Here is a 22062-nt window from a genome sequence, read left to right as displayed (position 1 = left end):
ATGAACCCGATTCAAAAATTCGAACAACTCTGGCAGAAACCGCTGTGTTACTGGCCGCTGCTGCTGGCGATTGCCGTCGCAACACCGTTAACGTTTGCGCCGTATTACCATTTCTGGCTGATGCCGCTCTTGTTCGGCGCGTTAATCCGCCTGACCGAGCTGCGCCCGCAGCACGCCGTGAAAAGCGCCTATCTGTTCGGCCTGATCGGTTATGCCGCGCAGTTTTATTGGATACACACCGCGCTGCACACCGTTTCCGGCCTGCCCAACCTTTACGCCGTGCCGCTCACCTTTCTGCTGCCCGCGTTTCTCGCCCTGTATCCCGCCGCCGCTTTCTGGCTGCTGAAAAAATTCAACCTGCCGCGTGCTTGGCGCATCGGCGCGGCGCTGCCGCTGTTGTGGACGCTCACCGAATTCGCCCGCGAACGCCTGCTTACCGGTTTTGCCTGGGGTGCGCTCGGCTATTCGCAAATCGCCGACCACAGCCCGCTGGCCGGTTTCGCCCCGCTGGGCGGTATCCATCTGGTTACGCTCGCCACCGCCTGCATCGGCGCATGGCTGGTGTTGCTGGCGGATAATTCAGGCCGTCTGAAACAGCGCGCGGCGGCTTTGGGCGGCATCGTGCTGCTGGCCGCCGCCGGTTTCGCCGCCAAATACACCGACTTCACCCGCCCCGACGGCAGCACCGCCACCGTGGCATTGGCGCAGGGCAATATCCCGCAAACGCTGAAGTGGACGCCCGAACATTTCGCCCCCACGGTCGAGCGTTATTACGCCCAAGTGGCGGGCAGCCGCGCCGACATCGTGATTCTGCCCGAAACCGCCATCCCGCTGATGCGGCAGGATTTGCCGCAAGGGCTGCTGGCGCAGTTTGCCTGGCAGGCCAAAGAAAACGGCAGCGCGTTGGCCATAGGCATCAGCCAATACACTTCAGACGGCCGCGACTATGAAAACGCCGTTATCAATCTCTCGCATTACAGCGAAGAAGCGCCGGACCGCATTCCGTATTACGCCAAAAACCACCTGGTGCCCTTCGGCGAATACAAACCGCTGCCGTGGCTTACCGAGCCGCTCTACCAAATGATGAATATGCCGCTGGCCGACTTCAAGCGCGGCGGCAGCGCCCAAGCGCCGTTTCAGATGGCCAATCAGAAAGTGGCTTTCAACATCTGTTATGAAGACGGCTTCGGCGACGAATTAATCGCTTCGGCCAAGCAGGCCACGCTGCTGGCCAATGCCAGCAATATGGCGTGGTACGGCAAATCCAACGCCATGTTCCAACACTTGCAGCAGTCGCAGGCGCGCGCGCTGGAGCTGGGGCGTTATATGGTGCGCGCCACCAACACCGGCGCCACCGCCATCGTGGACCCGAAAGGCCGCATCGCCGCGCTGGCCGCCCCCGACACCGCCGCCGTGTTGGAAGGGCGCATCGAAGGCTATACCGGCGAAACCCCGTATATGAAACTCGGCAGCTCATGGCCGCTCGTTATCCTGTTGGGCGTGTTGGCCGCCGGTTTGTTTGCGTGGGGCAGATACCGCCGCTAAGCGGTTTTCAGACGGCCGGGGCGTAAAAATTTCCAGCACTAGGGAGTGTAGTCAGAAGGCTTGCGAAGCGGTTTTTTGAGGGAAAATTCGCAGATGCAAGGCAAAAAGCGCAGCAAGATTGGACATCTTGCGAGCATTTTAGCTTCGCAAGTCCGCTATGCTACCTAACGCCGCAGATGCGGATTTTAGCCAAAAATACCGCCGCAACGCTTTCTGACTACACTCCCTAATAAAGCCTTAAGAATAAAACCACACAATAAACCGAAACTGTGTTTTAATAGGGAACTATTCCCGATAAAAACACTCAAATATTTTAAATCAATCGAAAACTTAAAAATACAAAAGTTTACCTATTGAGTATTGAAACCATACAGAGAAACGAGTTTAATAAGCAAGGCCGGTGCAGCAAACCCGAAACCGGCTCCGCACAATATAAGGAAAGCCAATCAATGACCATGAATAACGCCTTTGCATTACCCGTACCCAGCGGTCACGGCAGCTTGGAGCAGTACATTCATACCGTAAACAACATTCCCATGCTTTCTGCCGAAGAAGAAACCCGGCTGGCAGAACGCCAACAGAAAGGCGACCTCGAGGCCGCCAAGCAACTGATTCTTTCGCACCTGCGCGTTGTCGTATCGATTGCGCGCGGCTACGACGGCTACGGCCTCAACCAAGCCGACCTGATTCAAGAAGGCAATATCGGCCTGATGAAGGCGGTGAAACGTTTCGAGCCTACCCGCGGCGCGCGCCTGTTTTCGTTTGCCGTGCATTGGATTAAGGCCGAAATCCACGAATTCATCCTGCGCAACTGGCGCCTGGTGCGCGTGGCCACCACCAAACCGCAGCGCAAACTGTTTTTCAACCTGCGCAGCATGCGTAAAAACCTCAACGCCTTAAGCCCCAAAGAAGCACAGGAAATCGCCGACGATTTGGGCGTGAAACTTTCAGAAGTGCTCGAGATGGAACAGCGCATGACCGGCCGCGACATCGGCATTATGGCCGACAACAGCGACGATGAAGACAGCTTCGCCCCCATCGACTGGCTGGCCGACAACGATACCGAGCCGACCCGCCAAATCGCCCAAAAAGCCCACTACGCCCTGCAAACCGAAGGCTTGCAAAACGCGTTGGCGCAATTGGACGACCGCAGCCGCCGCATCGTCGAAAGCCGCTGGCTGCAAGACGACGGCGGGCTGACCCTGCACGACTTGGCCGCAGAATACGGCGTATCCGCCGAGCGCATCCGCCAAATCGAAGCCAAAGCCATGCAGAAACTGCGCGGTTTCCTTGCCGAAGAGGCCGAAGCCGTTTAACGCTTGAGGTTTTCTTAACGGCAAATGCCCAAACGATTTCAGGCCGTCTGAATGTTTCAGACGGCCTGAAGTTTTTTATAGTGGATTAAAATAAGAATGCCGAAGTAGGGTAAAACGATTCTTTAGCATATCGCCCAATTGCAAGTTTGAATGCAGTTATTTCATTTCGGAGTTTTTATTTGAATTCACTATATCACGGTTTAAACCCAAACCGCGATCAAACGCCAACGTTATGCCGGGGTTTGACCCGGGCATCTTTTTTTTCAACCGATTCCAACACCTGAGACTTTTGCAAAATCCAAATTATAGTGGATTAAAATAAGAATGCCGAAGTAGGGTAAAACGATTCTTTAGCATATAGCCCAATTGCAAGTTTGAATGCAGTTATTTCATTTCGGAGTTTTATTTGAATTCACTATACCACCTAATAAAAAAACCTGAATTCCGTCATTCCCGCCTGCGCGGGAATGACGGAATTTAAGCATTTCAGACGGTCTTAGAGTATTTTTGCAAAGGTTTCGGCCTAAACACTTGCAAAGGCATCAGCCTGCCGAATCCCCAATCAGATATCCAACTCGTCGCTCAAATAAACCTTTTCGCCTTCGTCGCGCGGCATAATCAGGTTCATCAGCAGCGCCGCCGTGCCGCCCATGCAGATGGGGTTTTGGAACAGCTCTTTCACGGGCAGAAGGGCGAACACTTCAGGTTTGAAGCTCACGCCCAAACCCAAGCCGATAGAAGTGGCGGCAATCACGGCTTCGCGGCGGTTGATGCCGTTGGTCATGATGATGCGTACGCCGGCAATGGCGATCAGGCCGAACATCAGCACCATCGCACCGCCGATAACCGGGCTGGGAATGGTGGTAAACGCGCGGCCCACCACGGGAAACAGCCCCAGCAGCACCAAAATGACGGCGATATACTTGCCGACATGGCGCGAGGCCACGCCGGTCATCTGAATCACACCGTTGTTTTGCGCAAACGTGGTCAAAGGCAGCGACCCCAGCGCGGTGGCAATCACCGACACCAAGCCGTCGGCAAACACGCCGCCGCGCAGGCGTTTTTGAAATTCTTCGCCCTCGTAATCTTCGCCGGACACCATCGCCGTGGCGGTTAAGTCGCCAACCGCTTCAAAAATGCTCAGCAGATATACCAAGCCGGCCACCAGAAACGGAACGAATTGGAAATCGAAACCGTATTTGAACGGCACGGGCACGGTAACCGGCGGCAGGTTGTCCAACACCGAAAAATCCACCATGCCCAGAAACAGCGCCACCACATAGCCCGCAATCATGCCCACGGCAATGCCGCTCATGCGCAAGAGCGGGTTTTTCAGGCTGTTGAAAAACAGCACCACTGCCAACACAAAAGCCGCCAGCGCGATGTTTTGCCAGGCGCCGAACGTGCCGTTGCCCATGGCCGCATAGCCGCCGCCGAATTCGGTAATTGCCACGCTGATCAGGCTCAGGCCGATCATCATCACCACCACGCCGCTCACGGTGGGGGTGATCACTTTTTTCAGATAGGGCAGCAGCCATGCCGAGCCGGCCACCAGAAACGCGCCCACAAACGCCACGCCGAGCAGGGCGGAGAGCATGGCGTGTTCGTCCAACCCCTGTTCTTTCATGCCCAAGCCCAGCGAAATCATCACGCCCACAAACGAAAAGTTAACCGACTGAATCGACAACATGCCCGAACCCACCGGCCCGAAACGGTTAACCTGCAAATAAGTGCCGATGCCCGAAGCCACCATCGCCATCGACACCAGATAGGCCGTCATTTCCGGCGGCAGTTTCAGCGCACCGCCCACAATCAGCGCGGGGGTAATCATCGGCACGAAAATCGCCAAAAGGTGGGTGATTGCGCTCAAAAGCGCGTTGGGGAAAGGCGGTTTGTCTTCGAGGCGGTAAACCAAATCGGGCGTATCGCCCTTGCGGGATAGAGGGGCTGCCATCGTAAATTCCTTATATGTAACCGAACGATAAAATTTGTAAGCGCGGATTGTAAGCAATTCGAGCGTTAACTTCAATTTCAAAGCGGCAGGTTCGGTTTGGAAAACCGCGCCTTTCAGCATAACCGCATAAAAACAGGCCGTCTGAAAAGCCGCTGAAACGCTTTCAGACGGCCTCAAAAACCTTTGCAAACCTTTGCAGGGCGCGTGTAATCAGCATTTCCCATCTATTTCAAAGTAGGCTACAATCGGCCTACTTTACCGAACGTTCGAGAAATAAAGGTTTTACCATGTTAAAAGGCAGTTTGGTTGCCCTGATCACCCCCATGAATGCAGACGGCAGCGTTAATTACGGCGAACTTCGCACCTTGATCGACTGGCATATCGAAAACGGCACCGACGGCATCGTGGCCGTAGGCACCACCGGCGAGAGCGCCACCCTGCCGGCAGAGGAGCATCTGGCCGTGGTGGAAGCCACCGTCAAACATGTTAACAAGCGCGTGCCCGTGATTGCCGGCACCGGCGCCAACAGCACCGCAGAAGCCATCGAGCTTTCCAAAGCCGCCGAGCGTTTGGGCGCCGACTACACCCTGTCGGTGGTTCCCTACTACAACAAACCCTCGCAGGAAGGCATTTACCGCCATTTCAAAGCCATCGCCGAGGCCACCGCCATCCCCATGATTATCTACAACGTGCCCGGCCGCACCGTGGTGGACATGAACAACGAAACCATTCTGCGCCTGGCCGAAATCCCCAATATCGTCGGCGTAAAAGAAGCCAGCGGCGACATCGCCCGCGAAACCGACCTGATCAACCGCGCCCCCGAAGGCTTCGCCGTTTATTCGGGCGACGACCCCACCGGCATGGCGTTTATGCTCTGCGGCGGCGACGGCGTGATTTCGGTGGCCGCCAACGTTGCCCCCAAACTGTTTGCCGATATGTGCCGCGAAGCCATCGCCGGCAATATTCCCGCAGCACGCGAGCTGAACAAAAAGCTCATTCCCGTGTATGACGTGATGTTTTGCGAACCCAGCCCCGCCGCCCCCAAATGGGCGCTTTCCCAACTGGGTCTGTGCCAACCCCATGTGCGCCTGCCGATTATTGAACTTTCTTCAGACGGCCAAGACAAAGTACGCAGCGCGCTGAAAAGCGCCCAACTGATTTAACCGGAGGAATCCCGCTAATGAACCGCATCAAAACGGCAGTATCCCTTATCGCCCTTGCCGGCCTTGCCGCCTGCTCGGGCAGCAAAGAACAGCCCAAGCTCGACTACCAAACCCAAAACCGCAAAGTGGTGAACCTTGAAGTTCCGCCCGATTTGACCAATCCCGACCAAGGCAATATGTATCAGATTCCCGCCGGCTCGGGCGCGGTTCGCGCCAGCGATATGGCACGCCGCAACGGCGCACAGCAGCCTGCCAACCAAGCCGTGCTGCAAGGCGTGAAAGGCGTGCGCCTCGAGCGCGACGGCAGCCAGCGCTGGCTGGTGGTGGAGGGCAAACAGCCCGCCGAAATCTGGCCGCTGCTGAAAGTGTTCTGGCAGGAAAACGGTTTTGAAATCAAATCGGAAGAGCCTGCCATCGGCCAAATGGAAACCGAATGGGCAGAAAACCGCGCCAAAATCGCCGGCGACGGCCTGCGCCGCCTGTTTGAAAAAGTGGGCCTGGGCGGCATTTATTCCACCAGCGAGCGCGATAAATTCATTATCCGCGTAGAGCGCGGCCGCAACGGCACCACCGACGTTTTCTTCGCCCACAAAGGTATGCAGGAAGTGTATGGCGATAAAAACAAAGACACCACCATGTGGCAGCCCCGCCCCAACGACCCCAACCTTGAAGCCGCGTTCCTCGCCCGCTTTATGCAATATTTGGGCGTAGATGCCCAACAGGCCGAAAACGCCTTGGGCAACAGCGTTGCCCCCGCAGCGCGCAGCGGCGGCGATTTGGCCTCTATCAGCGGCAATGCCATTCTGGTGAGCGGCGATTACAACCGCAACTGGCGCCGCACCGCGCTGGCGCTCGACCGCATCGGCCTGACCGTGCTCGGCCAAAATGCCGAACGCCACGCTTTCTTGGTGCAACCCGCCCCGCAGGAAGGCGCGGCCGTTTCCACTAAAAAGCCCGGTTTCTTCAAACGCCTGTTCGGCAAAGGCAAAACCGACACTACCGCTACGGCCGCAGCCCGCCCCGAGCTGATTGTGTATGTGGAGCCGGTAAACAACGGCGCACGCATCCGCCTGCTTAACCGCGACGGCAGCGCCTATCAGGGCAGCGACGCTTCGGCATGGTTGAGCCGCCTGCATACCGAATTGCGCTGATAACCGCGCCTTCCGCCTAAATAGCGAACGGCAAATAATCAGGCCGTCTGAAAAAATATTTTCAGACGTCCTGAAACTTTTGCAAAATTCTTTTAGGCACCTTAAAACACTTGAGTCATACCCGGGCTTGACCAGAGTATCTCCAGGCTTGACCAGAGTATCTCCATTTCTGTTTAGACAAAAAGATACCCGGGTCAAGCCCGGGTATGACGACGGTTGGGTATTTCAGACGGCCTCGATGAGCTTCGAAAAGCCCCGACCTGCCGTTTATGCCAAACACCCTTTTACTTCAGCAACATTTCCTGCAACAGCTTCATCCCCCATTGCCAGCCGTGCAGATGGCCGTTCAGACGGCCTGTTTGCGGGGCGGTCAGCAGGCGTGCGCCCCAAAGCTGCGCCTGCCGTTGCGCCCATTCCTGCGGGCATTCGGGATCGCCGGTGCCGATAACCAGCGCGCCCGGGCAATGGCAGCGCACCCGTTGCAGGGTGTGCACCGCATCATCGGGCAGCGCATCTTGGCGGGGCGACACCAATATCATGTTCCGCACCCGTTTCTGCATATTCACATCGGCCAGATAAAGCCATGCCAGCCAGCCCGAAACGCCTGCGCCGTGGGCGACGGCGGCGATGTTGCGGCTGTGGATGCCGGCCACCGCCGCGCCGACAATCCGCTGCCATTCGGTGATAGGTTGGCCACGCGAAACCGCCGCCGTGCGCACGGTGGGGTAGCTCACCGCCCAGCGGTCTATCCACATTTCGGCCTCGTCGGCATCGCGTATCAGCAGCAGGGTTAAGTCTTCGAGTTCTTGGCTTTGCATGGCTTACCCGCCGCAGGCTTTCAGGTTGAAGCGGGCATGTTGCAGCTCGCGTTCGTAGCTTTCACGATAGACAGGCGGCGCGGTGAAACCGCCGGCCATATGTTCGGCCAAAGGTTGCAGCGTGCGGCGGCAGGCCTCAGGGTTGCCGGCGTTTTTGTGGCTCACGGCCAAATCGTTGCGCGCGCGCATCTGCTCGGTGATGTGCAGGAAGCTGTCGCAGCGGTTCAGATATTGCTGTTTGATTTTAACGGCATCGCCGTATCGTTTGCCGCGGTAGGCCGTCTGAAAGCGGCGCTCGGTTTGTGCGGCGGCCTGTTCGGTGCAGGCGGTGGGGAGTTTGCGGTAGGTTCGCTCGAAAGAGGCGTTGTGGCCGCAATAGGCGGAGCAGGCTTCGCGGGCGTGGTCGGGAACGCTCAAGGTGATGCTGTTTTTGGCCGTTTTGAAATGCACTTCGCAGCCGTTGCCGTCGCGCCAGATATGTTGGCGGACGCGGCCCGAAATCTGGCAGAGGTTGCCGCTCGCGCCCACGGCAGAGGCTTCGAAGCGGGAGCGGTTAAGGGTTAGCTCACCCGAAGTATAAGGATTTTGGCTGCGGTAGGTTTGCGCGCAAACGGGCAGGGCGGCGGCAACGAGCAGCAGGGCGGCAAAAGGTTTGTTCATGGCTTGCTCCTTTGTTTTAACGGGCTTTCAGACGGCCTGAGACCTTTGCAAAAAAGTCGTTTTAGTCCTGAATTTATTTATATTTCGTCATACTCGGGCTTGACCCGAGTATCTCCTTTTCTTCTAAAACAAAAAGATGCCCGGGTCAAGCCCGAGCATGACGAAAGTGTTTTAAGGTATCGAAAAGAATTTTGCAAAGGTCTCGGCCTCTTAATCTTGCGAATCGGGCGGGTTCGGGCTTTAAGCCAAACCCGCGCCAACAGCATTGTTTTCATACAAGGGCGTGTAGTCATATTCCACCACCAACGGCGCGTGGTCGGAAAATTTTTCATCTTTATAAACATGGGCGCGAACGGCTTTGGCGGCCAGACCGGGCGTAACCATATGGTAGTCGATGCGCCACCCCACGTTGTTGGCATAGGCTTGGCCGCGGTTGCTCCACCAAGTGTAGCCCGGCTCTTCGGGGTAGAGCGTGCGCCACATATCCGTCCAGCCCAAATCATTGATAACCTTGCCTATCCATGCCCGCTCTTCGGGCAGAAAGCCCGAATTTTTCTGGTTGCCTTTCCAGTTTTTCAGGTCGATGTTTTGGTGGGCGATGTTCCAGTCGCCGCACACCACAATATCGCGCCCCGCCGCTTTCATCTCCGCCAGCATGGGGTAGAAAGCATCGAGAAAGCGGTATTTCAGCTCCTGCCGCTCCGGCGCGCTGGTGCCCGAAGGCAGATAGAGCGAAATCACGCTCAGGTTGCCAAAATCGGCGCGCACGAAACGGCCTTCGCGGTCGAATTCCTCGATGCCCATACCGATCTGAACATTGTCGGGGCGCTGCCTGCTATATACCGCCACGCCGCTGTAACCGCGCTTTTCGGCGCAATGCCACACGCCGTACATACCGTGCGGGTTTTTCATATCTTCCGACAAATCAGGCTCTTGCGCTTTCAATTCCTGCACGCACACAATATCCGCGCCCGATGCGGCGATATATTCGTAAAAACCCTTTTTATAAGCAGAGCGGATGCCGTTTACATTGGCGGAAATAATTTTCAGCATAAAAATGTGTGATCAAGTGAGAATAACAGAAGCGCGCATTTTACCCGAAATACCGTTATTCCGCAGAAAGCCCGTTTGCCGCCGCCGCAGGTTTGCTATAATCGGCGCAATTTCCAACCCGATTCAAGAAAGCCTTTAAATGTCTGATTTCCGCCAAGATTTCTTAAAATTCGCGCTCGAGCAAAACGTATTGAAGTTCGGCGAATTCACCACCAAAGCCGGCCGCCAATCGCCTTATTTTTTCAACGCCGGGCTGTTTAACGACGGCGCCTCCACCCTTGCGCTGGCGCGTTTCTACGCCCAAGCCATTATCGAAAGCAAAATCCAGTTCGATATGCTGTTCGGCCCCGCTTATAAAGGCATCATTCTCGCCGCCGCCACAGCCATGATGCTGGCCGAAAAAGGCATCAACGTGCCGTTTGCCTACAACCGCAAAGAAGCCAAAGACCACGGCGAAGGCGGCGTGCTGGTGGGCGCACCGCTCAAAGGCCGCGTGCTGATTATCGACGACGTGATTTCCGCCGGCACCTCCGTGCGCGAATCGGTGAAACTGATCGAAGCCGAAGGCGCCGCCCCCGCCGCCGTTGCCATCGCACTCGACCGCATGGAAAAAGGCACGGGCGAAAAATCAGCCGTGCAGGAAGTGGAACAACAATACGGCCTGCCCGTGGTGGCCATCGCCAACCTGCGCGACCTGCTTTCGCTGCTCGAAAACCACGCCGAATTCGGCCGTTATCTCGAACCCGTGCGCGCCTACCGCGAACGCTACGGCGTGGCATGATTGGATTGTTTTCCGATAAAAAGGCCGAGACCTTTGCAAAAATACCTTAAGGCCGTCTGAAATGCTTAGATTCCGTCATTCCCGCGTAGGCGGGAATCCAGATGGAAATATTGAAGCATTGATTAAACAAATACTTAGATGCCAAGCGTCTGGATTCCCGCCTACGCGGGAATGACGGAGTTCAGATTTTTTAGATAGCAATTTGAATTTTGCAAAGGTCTCAGGCCGTCTGAATATTCAGACGGCCTAAATAAATTCAGCAAGCCTCGCGGCTTGCCGCCCTCTCCCTAACCCTCCCCCGCAGGGGGAGGGGACTGCATAGTAGTGGTAGGTTGGGTTGAAAACCCAACATAACCCGTTTTATTGCTTTAAGGTGTTGGGTTTGGCAACCCAACCTACCGCCTTCAGGCCGTCTGAAATATTTCAGACGGCCTTTTCCTTTTTATGCCGGCCAACTGACAAAAAACGGTGCATGACAAAAAAATAACCCTCATGTTCGCAAATACGGCACCCTGCTGCCGAAAATCGTCATGTTAAGTTAAGTTAACAATTTGTTGGAATAATTGCTTTAGCATTAACAAAACAAAGTCATAAAATTAAAATATCATAAAATCAATAAAATATAAAAAATCGAACCGAAATTTTTCATGGTGGCACGGCCTTTGCTTGATACCTTGCAACCGCAGCAGGCCAAGCCGAAGCCCAGGCAGAAAGCAAAACCCAAGCGGCAAGCTGTAAATTCCTTCTTCTTTTGGTTGTAGTAACAAGCAGTACAAAACGTGCCAAGCACATTACGGTTTTTATAACTATTAAATAACTTTATTCACTTTTAAATTTTTAACTGGAGTTTTAAACATGAAAGCTATTCAAAAAGGTTTTACCCTGATCGAGTTGATGATCGTTGTGGCGATTATCGGTATTCTGGCTGCGATTGCGTTGCCGATGTATGGTGATTACACCGCCCGCGCACAAGCCACCGAAGGTTATGATTTGATTGGCGGCATGAAAACACCGCTGATTGAAGCAGTTGCTTCAAGCAGCTTGACTAATGCTTGTAATTCATCCGCAACTCCTAAACCTGCATGGTATGAGGGTGCTGTTAAACAGGGTAAGTATGTAAGTGGTATTACGGCCACTACAAAAGATAGCACTTGTGAAGTGGTTGCCACATTCAAGGCAGCTACAGAAGGTGTTAATGATAAGGTTGCAGGTAAAACTATTACCATGACTTTCACGCCCGCAACCGGCGCATGGGATTGCAATACCAACTTGGATAAAAACGTAGCTCCGGCCGCTTGCCAACCGAAAAGCTAATAATCCTTAAATCCAAACATAATCATGCTGAAGCCCGCGTAAGCGGGCTTTTTCTTAAAAACGGGGGGCAAATGAATTACTATAAAAAAACGGCACAAAGCGGGTTTACGCTTATTGAATTGATGACGGTTGTGGCCATTGTCGGTATTTTGGCTGCTCTGGCTTTACCCATGTACACCAACTATACGGGTAAAGCGCAAGTGGCCGAGGGAATGTCGTTGCTCAAGGGCTTGAAAACCCCTTTGGTGGAATCGGTATCTACCGGCAGCATTGAGCAATGCGTTAATACGGCCGCATGGTTTACGGGTGAGGTTACCGAAGGGAAATATGTGGAAGGTATCGGGGTTTCCTCGGATACTACCAATAAACGCTGCCTGCTTACGGCAACGTTTAAATCTGCGGGTGTGAACGACAATATACAAAATAAAAAAATTACCGTGCGCTATTCTATGAACACGGGCATATGGGAATGCGGAACCGACTTGCATGCAGATTTGGTGCCTGCCGTATGTAATAATCCGCTCTTAACGTTAGAGTAGCCGTAGGTCGGGCATTTATGCCCGACTTTTACTTGGGCGCGGATTGTGTCGGGCATAAATGTCCGACCTACCAAAAGCTTGAGACCTTTGCAAAATTCTTTGAGGCCGTCTGAAACATCCAGTTATCGTCATTCCCGCGTAGGCGGGAATCCAGATGGAAGTATTGAATTATTGATTAAACAAATACTTGAATGTCAAGCGTCTGGATTCCCGCCTACGCGGGAATGACGGAAATCAGGTTTTTCAGGTGGTGTTGAATTTTGCAAAGGTCTCAGCTTGTTTTGAGAGTAGCCGTAGGTCGGGCATTTATGCCCGACTTTTGTTTGGGCGCGGATTGTGTCGGGCATAAATGCCCGACCTACCAAAAGCTTGTTTTGAGAGCCGTAGATTGGGTTGAAAACCCAACATAAACCCGTTTTATTATTGCAAGGTGTCGGGTTTGGTAACCCAAACCACCTTTCCGAAAATATTTTCAGACAGCCAAAGCGGTGCATACAAGCCGCTTTTTATCAATGTTTTCCCGAGCGCCAAATCGACCAGATAATCCACACGCTGTTGGCAAAGGCGAGCAGGTAGCCGAGAAAGCCGATGAATTTGGGGCCGGTTTCTATGCTCATCACGATCGACGAGCCGATGATGAGGGCGGCGGTTACGATGCCCATGGTGAGGCGGTTGGTGGCGCGGTCGAGTTGGTGGCTGAAGTGGTCGAAGTGTTTGAAGTCGATGTTGAGGCCGACTTGGCCTTTTTGCAGGCGGCGGCTTAAGCGGAAGAGGTTTTGCGGCAATTCGTCGAGCGCCTGCACGATGGTTTGGGCGTGCATTTTGCTTTTGCGCAAAATGTGTTCGGGCGATGCGCGTTCGGCATACACTTCGGCCACGATGGGTTTGGCCTGCTCTAAAAGTTCGGTGCTGCCGTCGAGCCGTTTCACCACGCCTTCGAGGGTAATCAGGGTTTTGAACAGCATCACGAGGTCGCCCGGCAGGGTGAGGCCGTGGCGGCGCATGATTTGGGTGATGTCGTTAATCACTTGGCTGATGCGCAGGTCGCGTATGGGGGTGTGTTCGTAGTTGAGCAGCATTTCGAGCACGTCGGCGCCGAGCAGGTTTTCGTCGGGCAATTCGCCCTGCGCCCAGTTAATCAGCACATATTGCATGCTGAATTGGTCGTGGCGGCCAAGGGCGGTAATCAGTTCGATGATTTCGCGGCGGCGGGTGTTGCTGAGGTGGCCGACAAGGCCGAAATCGATCAAGGTGATGCGGCCTTCGCTGTTGAGGAAGATGTTGCCGGGGTGGGGGTCGGCGTGGAAAAAGCCCTGTTTCAGAATCATGGTGAACAGGGTGTCGGTGATGCGGCCGGCCAGAGTGCGGCGGGTGGCGGCGTCGAGGCTTTCAGACGGCATGTCTTTGAGCAGGGTGTCGCTGATGTATTCCTGCACAAGGATGTGGCGGTTGGAATATTCTTGGTAAACTTTGGGGATATGGATAAAGCCGTGTCCGGCAAAGGTGGTTTCAAACCGCTGCATATAGCGCAGCTCCACCGATAAATCGGTTTCTTTGGCAAGGCTTCTGGCGAAATACTGCACCATCTGCACGGGTTGGTAGCGGCGGGTTTCGGGGATTTCTGATTCGATCAGGTTGGCCAGATGGGTTAGAATGCGCAGGTCGGCCTGTATGGTCGGCTCGATGTCGGGGCGTTTGATTTTCACCGCCACGGTTTGGCCGCCGGCAAGCTCGGCGCGGTGCACTTGCGCAATCGAGGCGCTGCCTATGGGCTTGGGGTCGATGTGTTTGAACACGTTTTCCACCGGCTGCCCGAGGTGGGAGGCGATTAAGGCGCGGATGTCGGCGCTGGGTATCGGCGCCACGTTGCTTTGCAGCCGCTCGAATTCTTCTATCCACTCGGCGCTGAAAATATCAACGCGGGTGGAAAGCACTTGGCCGAGCTTCACGAATGTGGGGCCTAACTCTTCAAACGCCATGCGGAAGCGGCGCGGCGTGCTCATATAGCGGCTTTCGGGCGCGGGTTCGGCATCGGTGCTGTGCTGGTATGACAGCTTGATGCGCTGCACAAATTCGCCCAGGCCGTATTTGGTTAAAATGGCGATAATCTCGCGCATACGCGCAAAGTCGCGCATGGCCAGTAGCGTTGGAATCATCATGGTTTTTGCAGTATTTTTCAGGGTTCATGCCTTGCACGAACGGGTTTTTACTGTGAAAATCGGGTCTTGCCGCCTGCGGGCGGCAAAAAACACGCAGCAAACGGCGCATATTCCGCCATGTTTCGATCTGTTTTTCGACAGCATGGCGGCCTTATTATTGGCTGCAAATCTGCGGCGTGGCACACAGAATAACATAATCAGGGCGGCATAGGCCGTCTGAAAACCGATTGCACTCCGGCCGCCTGCGGGCGGGACGGCAAACAACGGAATCACCTATGGCAAATTTCAAACGATTTTTTTCGGCGGCGCTGGCCGCTTTCTGCCTGATGTTGTCGGGCGCGGCGCAGGCCGATGATTTGGAAAACCTTATCCGTTTGCAGGCTCCGCAATATGAGCCTGCGGGCGGTTCGGGCGGCAGCAGGCCCATAAGCCGCAGTGATGCCGACGATTTGATAGGCAGCGCGATGGGGCTGCTCGGCGTGGCTTACCGCTACGGCGGTTCGTCGGCGCGCACGGGTTTCGATTGCAGCGGCTTTATGCAGCATATTTTCAGCCGCAGTATGCAGATCAGCCTGCCGCGCACATCGGCCGAACAGGCCAGAATGGGCGAATATGTGAGCCGAAGCAACCTCCAGCCGGGCGACATGGTGTTTTTCCGCACGATGGGCGGCGGCCGCATTTCGCACGTGGGGCTGTATATCGGCAACGACCGCTTTATCCACGCCCCGAGGGCGGGCAAACGCATCGAAATCACCAGCCTGAACAACAAATATTGGAAAGCCAAATACGCCACTGCCCGCCGCGTGAAGAAAAACGACCCTTCGCGCTTTTTGAATTAAGGCTGTTATGATGAGTATGCCCGAAATGCCGAAATGGTATAGCGACAACGGCGAAATCGTTTCCTGCACCGAAAAAATCAAGGTGATGACGGAAAACATGACCGAGCTTTACCAAGCCGCCCAAGATGCTTTTGAAGACGCGCTGCTGATGGGCTGCGGCGAAGCACAGCTACGCGAATACCTGCACCGCTTGATAGACGGCGTGGAAAACCCTTACCGCAAAAGCTGAAGGCGGCGCAGAATAAAAAACGGAATCCGAAAGGGTTCCGTTTTTTTATTTGCGGAAGGAAAGGTTTCAGGCCTGAACCTTTGCAAAATTCGTTTAGGCCGTTTGGAACATCCGATTATCGTCATTCCCGCGTAGGCGGGAATCCAGCCTTAAAACCATCAAGTATTTTATTTCAATAACTTATGAAAAACGACTGGATTCCCGCCTACGCGGGAATGACGGGATTTAAGCATTTCAGACGGCCTTAAGGTATTTTTGCAAAGGTCTCGAACCGCTAAATCTGAAAACCGCCGCCTGTCTTTTCAGACGGCCTGTGCGGGGGTATGATTCCGATTAATTAATAATTTAAAGAAATACGCTTCGAAGCCTGCCTTATGGTGGCGGCGGCGGTTTCGGCAAGTGCTTCAGGCCGTCTGAAAACCACCGGCGCAATAATAAATAAAACAAAAAGGAGAAACCGAACCATGATTAGAGCGTTGAGCATTATTTTCGGCTTTTTGGCCGTGGGAGAGGCGGCGGTGCATTTCACCGGCATCAAGCTGCCCGGCAGCATTATCGGTATGGGTTTTTTGTTTGCCGCGCTGCATACGGGCTGGGTGAAAACCGCTTGGTTGCAGCAGATGGTGGATGTTTTGATGGGCAACCTGTCGCTGTTTCTGGTGCCGCCGTGCGTGGCGGTGATGAGCTATCTCGACGTGGTGGGGCGTGATTTGCTTTCCATCGCCACCGCCACGCTGGTGAGCACGTTTCTGGTGATGTTCGTTACCGGCAAGGTGCACGAGCTGATGCGGAGGTTTTGGTGATGGAAATGCTCGCGCATCCGGCTTTATTGCTGTTTATCACGGTAACCGTGTATTGGGTGGCCAATGTGCTGCGCGCCCGCACGGGCAGTTTTCTGTGCAACCCCGTGGTGTTGAGTTCGGCCACGGTGATTGTTTATCTGAAAACCGTCGGCATCGACTATGAAACCTATCACGAAGCGGCCGCGTTTATCGATTTCTGGCTGAAACCGGCGGTGGTGTCGCTGGCGGTGCCGCTTTATCTCAACTGGAAAAAAATCAGCAGCCAGTGGCTGCCGATTATTGTGTCGCAGGCGGCGGGCAGCGTAACCGGCATCGTTACCGGCGTGTATATCGCCAAGTGGATGGGCGCGGGGCGCGAAGTGGTGTTGTCGCTGGCGGCCAAATCGGTTACCAACCCGATTGCCATCGAAATCACCCGCGCCATCGGCGGCATTCCCGCCATCACCGCCGCCACCGTGATTCTGGCGGGCATGATGGGGCAGATGGTCGGCTTCAGGCTGATGAGCGCCAGCACCATCAAGCTGCCCACGTCGCAGGGGATGTCGATGGGGGCGGCTTCGCACGCAATGGGTATCGCCGCATCGCTCGACCGCAGCCGCAAGCTCGCCGCCTATGCCAGCCTCGGCCTGATTTTCAACGGCGTGCTTACCGCCGCGTTGGTGCCGCTGCTGGTTCCGCTGATGGGCGTTTGATATAGTGAATCCACTTAAGAAAAAGTACATACGTCATACTCGGGTCAAGCCCGAGTATGACGAACTGTTACTAAACAAGTGGATTCACTATAGCTGCAACAGGCCGTCTGAAAGAATAACCCCCACGCTTGTTATTCTTTCAGACGGCCTGTATATTCCCCGAAATAACTAGCCGCTAACCACAACGCATCATCAACAAAAAGCGTGCGCGGCCATACAATCAACACACCGCACAACCGAGACTGCCATCATGTTAACCGACGCATTCGGCCGCACCGTAGATTATCTGCGCATATCCGTAACCGACCGCTGCGATTTGCGCTGCACCTACTGCCTGCCCAAAGGCTTCAAAGGCTTTGCCGTGCCCAAAGATTGGTTAACGCTCGAAGAACTGGCGCGTGTGGCGGCCGCATTCGCGCGGTTGGGCACCAAGCGTTTCCGCCTCACCGGCGGCGAACCGCTGCTGCGCAAAGGCTTGGCCGGTTTGGCCGCCGAAATCAACCGCCAGCCCGGCGTCGAAGACATTTCCCTCACCACCAACGGCACGCAATTGGGCAAACACGCCCACGAGCTGCGCCAAGCGGGCGTGCGCCGCCTGAACATCAGCCTCGACAGCCTGCGCGGCGACTGCGTGAAAGACATCACCGGCACCGACTGCCTGCCCCAAGTGCTCGACGGCATCAAAACCGCCAAAGAAGCCGGTTTCGAGCGCATCAAAATCAATATGGTGCCGCTCAAAGGCGTGAACGACACCGATTTGGACGATATGGTCGCCTTCTGTATCGAAAACGGCTTTATCCTCAATTTAATCGAAGCCATGCCCATGGGCGCCACCGGCCAGGCGCATGCCAAGGTGAGCCTGCAACCCGTGTTGGCGCAATTGCAGCAGAAATTCAACCTCACGCCGTTCGAAGGCAAAATCGGCGGCGGCCCCGCGCGCTACTGGCAAAGCGGCAGCGGCGATTTCACCCTCGGCCTGATTACCCCGATGAGCCAGCACTTCTGCGCCACCTGCAACCGCGTGCGCCTTTCCGCTACCGGCAACCTGCACCTGTGTTTGGGGCAGGAAGACAAAGTGCCGCTGCGCCCGCTGTTGCGCGAAGGCTGCACCGACGCCGAGCTGGAGCAGGCCATCCGCGATGCCGTGCAGAAAAAGCCCGAAAAGCACGAATTTGTTGAAAATCCGAAAAAAATCATCCGCGTGATGGCATTAACCGGCGGCTGAACGTTGGGGCGGCAGGTTAGGGCTTCGTGCTTGGCAACACTCACCGCAAATTCCAAAACACTTGCGTCATACCCGGGCTTAACCCGGGTATCTTTTTGTTTCAAAAGAAATGGCAGATACCCGGGTTAAGCCCGGGTATGACGCAGGGGTTTGAAAATACCGACGAATTTTGCAAAGGCTTGGAGGCCGTCTGAAAAATCAGGCATAGGTGTTGCCGGTCTGTTCGGGCAAAAAGCAAAGCGGCGCAATGCCCTTATATTTTTTCAGACGGCCTTGTACAATACCGGCATCAACCCGTCTGCTCCGCCCGTTGCCGTATGGAAAACCAACACGCCCGCCCCGCGCCCCATCCGCGCCGCAGCCGCAAACACGCGCCGCCGTTCTGGCAGGCCGACAAACCCTATCTGCACGAACACAACATCAGCGATGCGCGCTTCCGCCTGCTCGGCTATCTGATGGCCATGCTGGGGGGCGCAATCAACGCGGGCGGTTTTTTTGCCGTGGCGCGCTACACCTCGCACGTTACCGGCGAAATGTCGTATGCGGCGGATATGGCATATTTGGGCGAATGGCGGCTGGCGCTGATCGCTTTTGCCGGCATGGTGTTTTTTATTTTGGGCGCAGCGCATTCGAGCTGGGTGATTCTGTGGGCGAAACGGCACCGCTTCCGCGGCGGTTTCGGTTTTTCGATGTGGCTGGAGGCGGTATATCTGCTGCTGTTCGGCGCGGTGGGCGCCATCGTGGCCGACTGGCACAGCGGCAGCCTGCCCGTTGCGGCCATGCTGCTGTTGTGTTTCATCATGGGTATGCACAACACCGTGATGACAGTGTTGTCGGGCGGTGCCATCCGCTCCACCCATATGACAGGCACGGTAACCGATTTGGGCATAGAAATTTCAAAAATGCTGTATTACCACCGCAGCGACAACCCCAAACTGCCGCACATCCACACCAACAAACCCAAAGCCAAGCTGCTGGCGGGGCTGTTGGCTGCCTTTTTGGCGGGCGGGCTGATCGGCGCGTGGGGCTACCACAGCGCCGGCCATTATTTCGCGTTGCCGGTGTCGGTGGTGCTGTTTGTGTTGGGTTCCGGCTCGGTGGGCTACGATGTGAAACTGCGCCTCAAGCTGAAGCTGGTGCGCCGTTTGCAGCAGCACGCGCGCGGCAGATAAGCGCGGCCTGTGTCGCAAAAGATACGCTTTCGGCGTTCAGACGGCCTTTGCGCCGTGCGGAAAGTAATGAACCGCTGCCGCGTGTAATATCAAGTTAAGCAAACTGTTATGCCGTGCCGATGTTCTATATAGTTTGCATCAGGGCAAACCCCGCCGGGGCGTTTGCCGCATATCGAATGATTTTGAAAGGAACCTCATGAAAATGTTGAAACCCTTAACCGTTTTGGCTGCCGCTTCCGCCATGGTATTGGCAGGCTGCGTAACCGATCCCGTTACCGGCCAGCAGAAAGCCAGCAAAACCGCTATGTATGGCTTGGGCGGCGCGGCTGCCTGCGGCATCGTCGGCGCCCTGACCCACGGCGGCAAAGGCGCGCGCAACTCTGCGCTGGCTTGCGGTGCAATAGGCGCGGGTATCGGCGGCTATATGGATTACCAAGAGAAAAAACTGCGCGAGAGCCTGGCCAACACCAATGTTGAAGTGGAACGCCAAGGCAACCAGATCAAACTGGTGATGCCCGAAAGCGTAACTTTCGCCACCAACAGCGCCAGCCTGAGCGGCAATGCGATGGACGCGCTGAACAAAGCGGCCGAAACCCTGGTGCAATACCCCGACACCACCTTAACCGTGGCCGGCCACACCGACAACACCGGCTCCGACGCCATCAACGAGCCGCTGTCGAAACGCCGTGCGCAAGCCGTGGCTTCTTACCTGAACCAACGCGGCGTGGCCACTTCGCGCCTGAGCACCATCGGTTACGGTTCGCGCCAGCCGGTTGCGTCTAACGCCACCGCCGAAGGCCGCGCCAAAAACCGCCGCGTGGAAATCCTGATCAACCCCGACCAAAACGCCGTGCGTGCGGCGCAACAGCAGCAACAGTAAGCATCGGGCAGAGAGATAAAAAGGTTGAGATCTTTGCAAAATAGCTCTTTACTCAACAGCTGAAATCCGAACACAGAATTTCGGCTGTTTTTACTTCAAGTATTCTCTGAGTTCCTCTTCAAGATACCCTGATTATCGGGTATTTGGGCTGTCTTTCAGGCAATAACAGACGCACGTAGCCTGTTGGTTACTTTTAGCAGGTTCAACAAATCGCTTTCGGTTTACTGGGGTCTGTCGACATTCAAGTTTACCTCAATTTCAATACGGCAGCAGCAAGGTAAATATTGGCAGCAAAAGATTGGTCGGTTTTTTCTGCGCGCATCGCAATCTTTTTGAATTCTTTGAGTTTGCAAAAAAGTTCTCAATCAAATGTCGCCAGCAATACATCATCTTGTCGTGTTCCCGCTGCAATTTGCGGTTGTTACGCGGCGGAATAACCACCTTACTCCCCCTTTCGGTCAACTCTTCGACCAGCCAGTCGGCATCAAAGGCTTTATCCGCCAATAAAGCATCAAATTCCTTTTCTTTAATCAGCGGTTCTACGCCGCAAATGTCATTGCGCTGACCAGGCATCAGTTTGAAGTCAATCAGGTTCCCCAAAGCATCCACCATAGCCAAAATCTTGGTCGTCATCCCGCCTTTGGATTGGCCGATGGCCTGATTTCGAGTCCCCCTTTTGCACCCTGACCGTGGCGGTGAACTTTGACGATTGTGCCGTCAATCATGACATACTCCATATCGAGATCACGGTTCAGTTCTTCAAAAATATCATGAAAACGGTCGGCCAAGACCCATCTGCGGTAGCGTTTGTGGATACTTTTCCAATTACCGAACTCTTCGGGCAGATCGCGCCAAGGACTGCCGGTACGGATAATCCATAGTATGGCTTCTATAAATAATCGGTTATCGACAGCGGTTCGGCCGGCATCGCCAACTTTTCCTTGGCATAAAGGCTCAATTTTTGCCCACTGTGCATCGGTAAGAATATATCTGGTCATGAGGATAGGATACACTGAAAACTTGAATGTCGACAGACCCTGGACATTTTGGTTGGTAAAAACTGCTGAAAGCCTTACGATACGTTTATTTCAGTGATTTGTTATCAAGTTGAATGTAAAAAATGTCCGTTTTCCCATCAAAACACCTTCATCAAATATGGCCGTAGAAGTGGCAAACAAAGATACAAATGCTTTGCCTACGCTAAATTTTCCCCGCTGCTAAGAAGCCTGATGAATACATACCTCTCAAGTAAACCTATGCAATGCGCCTAATTCATCTGAGGCAAAGCACCTTAACTGTCCCGCATCGAGCGGCACCCTATTGCTAACATCATCATGGGTGCCACCGATTTTGGCAGAGTTTTTGGCGTGATGGTGTCTATGAACAGCCTCAATGATCGAGTCATTTACACGCAATATGTCAGGCAGAAGAGGACGGTACTTTATGAATTGAGGTTAAAGACAGTGATGAATCAAGGCATACGCATTCCAATTATTACCGCCAGTGGCTTTAAAGAATTGACTAAACTCTTTCTCGGTGTTCCTTTCCAGTTATGCTAACTCCATTAACAACAAACTATCCGCAAATGCCTGACCCACCGCCCCAAATCTGCTGCGGCTAAAGAATTAAAAGCATCGTGAGATAACTTGTTTACAGCCACCCACACAGACTTCGAACGAAAACTGAAGCTGTGGTATATACGGCATAAAAGTTACTTGGACGAGTTCAGTTACAGTGCAGACGGCCGACGGAAATGGTATATTCATAAG

20 protein-coding genes and 1 pseudogene are annotated in these 22062 nt (G+C 54.5%); 15 read left to right on the top strand and 6 right to left on the bottom strand.

The genetic code is table 11. From position 1 onward, the window contains the following. Together lnt and rpoH are read left to right on the top strand one after the other, a co-directional pair. Complete coding sequence (lnt, locus tag H3L92_RS09205) at window positions 1-1545, top strand: apolipoprotein N-acyltransferase (protein ID WP_085366205.1); 1545 nt, start codon at window positions 1-3, stop codon at window positions 1543-1545. A gap of 455 nt (window positions 1546-2000) precedes the next feature. Beyond that, entirely contained in the window at window positions 2001-2861 is an 861-nt protein-coding gene (rpoH, locus tag H3L92_RS09200; RefSeq protein WP_085366224.1) for an RNA polymerase sigma factor RpoH, read from the top strand. Between the two features lie 562 nt (window positions 2862-3423). Here the strand turns inward: rpoH and H3L92_RS09195 are convergent. Beyond that, entirely contained in the window at window positions 3424-4815 is a 1392-nt protein-coding gene (locus H3L92_RS09195; protein WP_085366225.1) for a nucleobase:cation symporter-2 family protein, read from the bottom strand. Window positions 4816-5102: 287 nt separating this feature from the next. On the opposite strand from H3L92_RS09195, the gene dapA reads away from it, so the two are divergent. After that, window positions 5103-5978 carry a 4-hydroxy-tetrahydrodipicolinate synthase gene (gene dapA, locus H3L92_RS09190; protein ID WP_085366206.1) on the top strand — a complete coding sequence of 292 codons (876 nt, stop codon included), beginning with the start codon at window positions 5103-5105 and terminating at the stop codon, window positions 5976-5978. Window positions 5979-5995: 17 nt separating this feature from the next. Continuing rightward, window positions 5996-7129 carry an NlpB/DapX family lipoprotein gene (locus tag H3L92_RS09185; RefSeq protein WP_085366207.1) on the top strand — a complete coding sequence of 378 codons (1134 nt, stop codon included), beginning with the start codon at window positions 5996-5998 and terminating at the stop codon, window positions 7127-7129. A gap of 284 nt (window positions 7130-7413) precedes the next feature. Here the strand turns inward: H3L92_RS09185 and H3L92_RS09180 are convergent, their stop codons facing one another. The 3 genes from H3L92_RS09180 to H3L92_RS09170 form a co-directional block, all read right to left on the bottom strand. Beyond that, window positions 7414-7947: an alpha/beta hydrolase gene (locus tag H3L92_RS09180; RefSeq protein WP_085366208.1), complete on the bottom strand. Its 534-nt coding sequence runs from the start codon at window positions 7945-7947 to the stop codon at window positions 7414-7416. A gap of 3 nt (window positions 7948-7950) precedes the next feature. Beyond that, on the bottom strand, window positions 7951-8607 hold the full coding sequence (locus H3L92_RS09175) for a hypothetical protein (protein ID WP_085366209.1): 657 nt from the start codon (window positions 8605-8607) through the stop codon (window positions 7951-7953). A 240-nt stretch (window positions 8608-8847) separates the two neighbouring features. Beyond that, window positions 8848-9660 (bottom strand): exodeoxyribonuclease III, encoded by an 813-nt coding sequence (locus H3L92_RS09170; RefSeq protein ID WP_085366210.1) that lies wholly within the window; start codon window positions 9658-9660, stop codon window positions 8848-8850. Between the two features lie 139 nt (window positions 9661-9799). On the opposite strand from H3L92_RS09170, the gene pyrE reads away from it, so the two are divergent. The 3 genes from pyrE (at window position 9800) to H3L92_RS09155 (ending at window position 12294) form a co-directional block, all read left to right on the top strand. Beyond that, window positions 9800-10441, top strand: coding sequence for an orotate phosphoribosyltransferase (gene pyrE, locus H3L92_RS09165; protein ID WP_085366211.1), 642 nt, complete (start codon window positions 9800-9802; stop codon window positions 10439-10441). Between the two features lie 855 nt (window positions 10442-11296). Beyond that, window positions 11297-11755 carry a pilin gene (locus H3L92_RS09160; protein WP_085366212.1) on the top strand — a complete coding sequence of 153 codons (459 nt, stop codon included), beginning with the start codon at window positions 11297-11299 and terminating at the stop codon, window positions 11753-11755. Window positions 11756-11826: 71 nt separating this feature from the next. Beyond that, window positions 11827-12294 (top strand): pilin, encoded by a 468-nt coding sequence (locus H3L92_RS09155; RefSeq protein WP_085366213.1) that lies wholly within the window; start codon window positions 11827-11829, stop codon window positions 12292-12294. Between the two features lie 509 nt (window positions 12295-12803). Here the strand turns inward: H3L92_RS09155 and H3L92_RS09150 are convergent. Next, the gene (locus tag H3L92_RS09150; protein WP_085366214.1) at window positions 12804-14453 is read right to left on the bottom strand and encodes an ABC1 kinase family protein; all 1650 of its coding nucleotides are present in this window, start codon (window positions 14451-14453) and stop codon (window positions 12804-12806) included. 275 nt (window positions 14454-14728) lie between these two features. On the opposite strand from H3L92_RS09150, the gene H3L92_RS09145 reads away from it, so the two are divergent. The 7 genes from H3L92_RS09145 (at window position 14729) to H3L92_RS09115 (ending at window position 20293) form a co-directional block, all read left to right on the top strand. Then, a complete protein-coding gene (locus H3L92_RS09145) occupies window positions 14729-15292 on the top strand; it encodes a C40 family peptidase (RefSeq protein WP_085366215.1) in 564 nt (187 codons plus the stop codon). A gap of 10 nt (window positions 15293-15302) precedes the next feature. Further along, a complete protein-coding gene (locus H3L92_RS09140) occupies window positions 15303-15521 on the top strand; it encodes a hypothetical protein (RefSeq protein ID WP_085366216.1) in 219 nt (72 codons plus the stop codon). 464 nt (window positions 15522-15985) lie between these two features. Then, complete coding sequence (locus tag H3L92_RS09135) at window positions 15986-16324, top strand: CidA/LrgA family protein (protein ID WP_085366217.1); 339 nt, start codon at window positions 15986-15988, stop codon at window positions 16322-16324. Then, window positions 16321-17016, top strand: a complete 696-nt coding sequence (locus tag H3L92_RS09130; protein ID WP_174222530.1) for an LrgB family protein — start codon at window positions 16321-16323, stop codon at window positions 17014-17016. Before H3L92_RS09135 ends, H3L92_RS09130 begins: the two co-directional genes overlap by 4 nt. 250 nt (window positions 17017-17266) lie before the next feature. Beyond that, window positions 17267-18241, top strand: a complete 975-nt coding sequence (gene moaA, locus H3L92_RS09125; RefSeq protein ID WP_085366219.1) for a GTP 3',8-cyclase MoaA — start codon at window positions 17267-17269, stop codon at window positions 18239-18241. A 317-nt stretch (window positions 18242-18558) separates the two neighbouring features. Beyond that, window positions 18559-19413 carry a YoaK family protein gene (locus H3L92_RS09120; protein ID WP_085366220.1) on the top strand — a complete coding sequence of 285 codons (855 nt, stop codon included), beginning with the start codon at window positions 18559-18561 and terminating at the stop codon, window positions 19411-19413. A gap of 196 nt (window positions 19414-19609) precedes the next feature. After that, window positions 19610-20293 carry a YiaD family glycine zipper/OmpA-like lipoprotein gene (locus H3L92_RS09115; RefSeq protein ID WP_085366221.1) on the top strand — a complete coding sequence of 228 codons (684 nt, stop codon included), beginning with the start codon at window positions 19610-19612 and terminating at the stop codon, window positions 20291-20293. Window positions 20294-20540: 247 nt separating this feature from the next. On the opposite strand, the pseudogene H3L92_RS09110 reads toward H3L92_RS09115, so the two are convergent. Then, window positions 20541-21291, bottom strand: a pseudogene (locus H3L92_RS09110) (IS5 family transposase). 336 nt (window positions 21292-21627) lie between these two features. On the opposite strand from H3L92_RS09110, the gene H3L92_RS09105 reads away from it, so the two are divergent. Further along, entirely contained in the window at window positions 21628-21852 is a 225-nt protein-coding gene (locus tag H3L92_RS09105) for a hypothetical protein (RefSeq protein WP_085365430.1), read from the top strand. Window positions 21853-22062 lie beyond the last annotated feature (210 nt).

Source organism: Neisseria dentiae, assembly GCF_014055005.1.
In the GTDB taxonomy this organism is placed as follows: Bacteria; Pseudomonadota; Gammaproteobacteria; order Burkholderiales; family Neisseriaceae; genus Neisseria; species Neisseria dentiae.
Note: the sequence above shows the minus strand (reverse complement) of the source record. Positions and strands in the feature narration are given on the sequence as shown.

Coding starts and splice junctions, on each gene's coding strand:
- lnt (WP_085366205.1), top strand. CDS start 1: ATGAACCCGATTCAAAAATTCGAACAACTCTGGCAGAAACCGCTGTGT.
- rpoH (WP_085366224.1), top strand. CDS start 2,001: ATGAATAACGCCTTTGCATTACCCGTACCCAGCGGTCACGGCAGCTTG.
- H3L92_RS09195 (WP_085366225.1), bottom strand. CDS start 4,815: ATGGCAGCCCCTCTATCCCGCAAGGGCGATACGCCCGATTTGGTTTAC.
- dapA (WP_085366206.1), top strand. CDS start 5,103: ATGTTAAAAGGCAGTTTGGTTGCCCTGATCACCCCCATGAATGCAGAC.
- H3L92_RS09185 (WP_085366207.1), top strand. CDS start 5,996: ATGAACCGCATCAAAACGGCAGTATCCCTTATCGCCCTTGCCGGCCTT.
- H3L92_RS09180 (WP_085366208.1), bottom strand. CDS start 7,947: ATGCAAAGCCAAGAACTCGAAGACTTAACCCTGCTGCTGATACGCGAT.
- H3L92_RS09175 (WP_085366209.1), bottom strand. CDS start 8,607: ATGAACAAACCTTTTGCCGCCCTGCTGCTCGTTGCCGCCGCCCTGCCC.
- H3L92_RS09170 (WP_085366210.1), bottom strand. CDS start 9,660: ATGCTGAAAATTATTTCCGCCAATGTAAACGGCATCCGCTCTGCTTAT.
- pyrE (WP_085366211.1), top strand. CDS start 9,800: ATGTCTGATTTCCGCCAAGATTTCTTAAAATTCGCGCTCGAGCAAAAC.
- H3L92_RS09160 (WP_085366212.1), top strand. CDS start 11,297: ATGAAAGCTATTCAAAAAGGTTTTACCCTGATCGAGTTGATGATCGTT.
- H3L92_RS09155 (WP_085366213.1), top strand. CDS start 11,827: ATGAATTACTATAAAAAAACGGCACAAAGCGGGTTTACGCTTATTGAA.
- H3L92_RS09150 (WP_085366214.1), bottom strand. CDS start 14,453: ATGATGATTCCAACGCTACTGGCCATGCGCGACTTTGCGCGTATGCGC.
- H3L92_RS09145 (WP_085366215.1), top strand. CDS start 14,729: ATGGCAAATTTCAAACGATTTTTTTCGGCGGCGCTGGCCGCTTTCTGC.
- H3L92_RS09140 (WP_085366216.1), top strand. CDS start 15,303: ATGAGTATGCCCGAAATGCCGAAATGGTATAGCGACAACGGCGAAATC.
- H3L92_RS09135 (WP_085366217.1), top strand. CDS start 15,986: ATGATTAGAGCGTTGAGCATTATTTTCGGCTTTTTGGCCGTGGGAGAG.
- moaA (WP_085366219.1), top strand. CDS start 17,267: ATGTTAACCGACGCATTCGGCCGCACCGTAGATTATCTGCGCATATCC.
- H3L92_RS09120 (WP_085366220.1), top strand. CDS start 18,559: ATGGAAAACCAACACGCCCGCCCCGCGCCCCATCCGCGCCGCAGCCGC.
- H3L92_RS09115 (WP_085366221.1), top strand. CDS start 19,610: ATGAAAATGTTGAAACCCTTAACCGTTTTGGCTGCCGCTTCCGCCATG.
- H3L92_RS09105 (WP_085365430.1), top strand. CDS start 21,628: ATGGGTGCCACCGATTTTGGCAGAGTTTTTGGCGTGATGGTGTCTATG.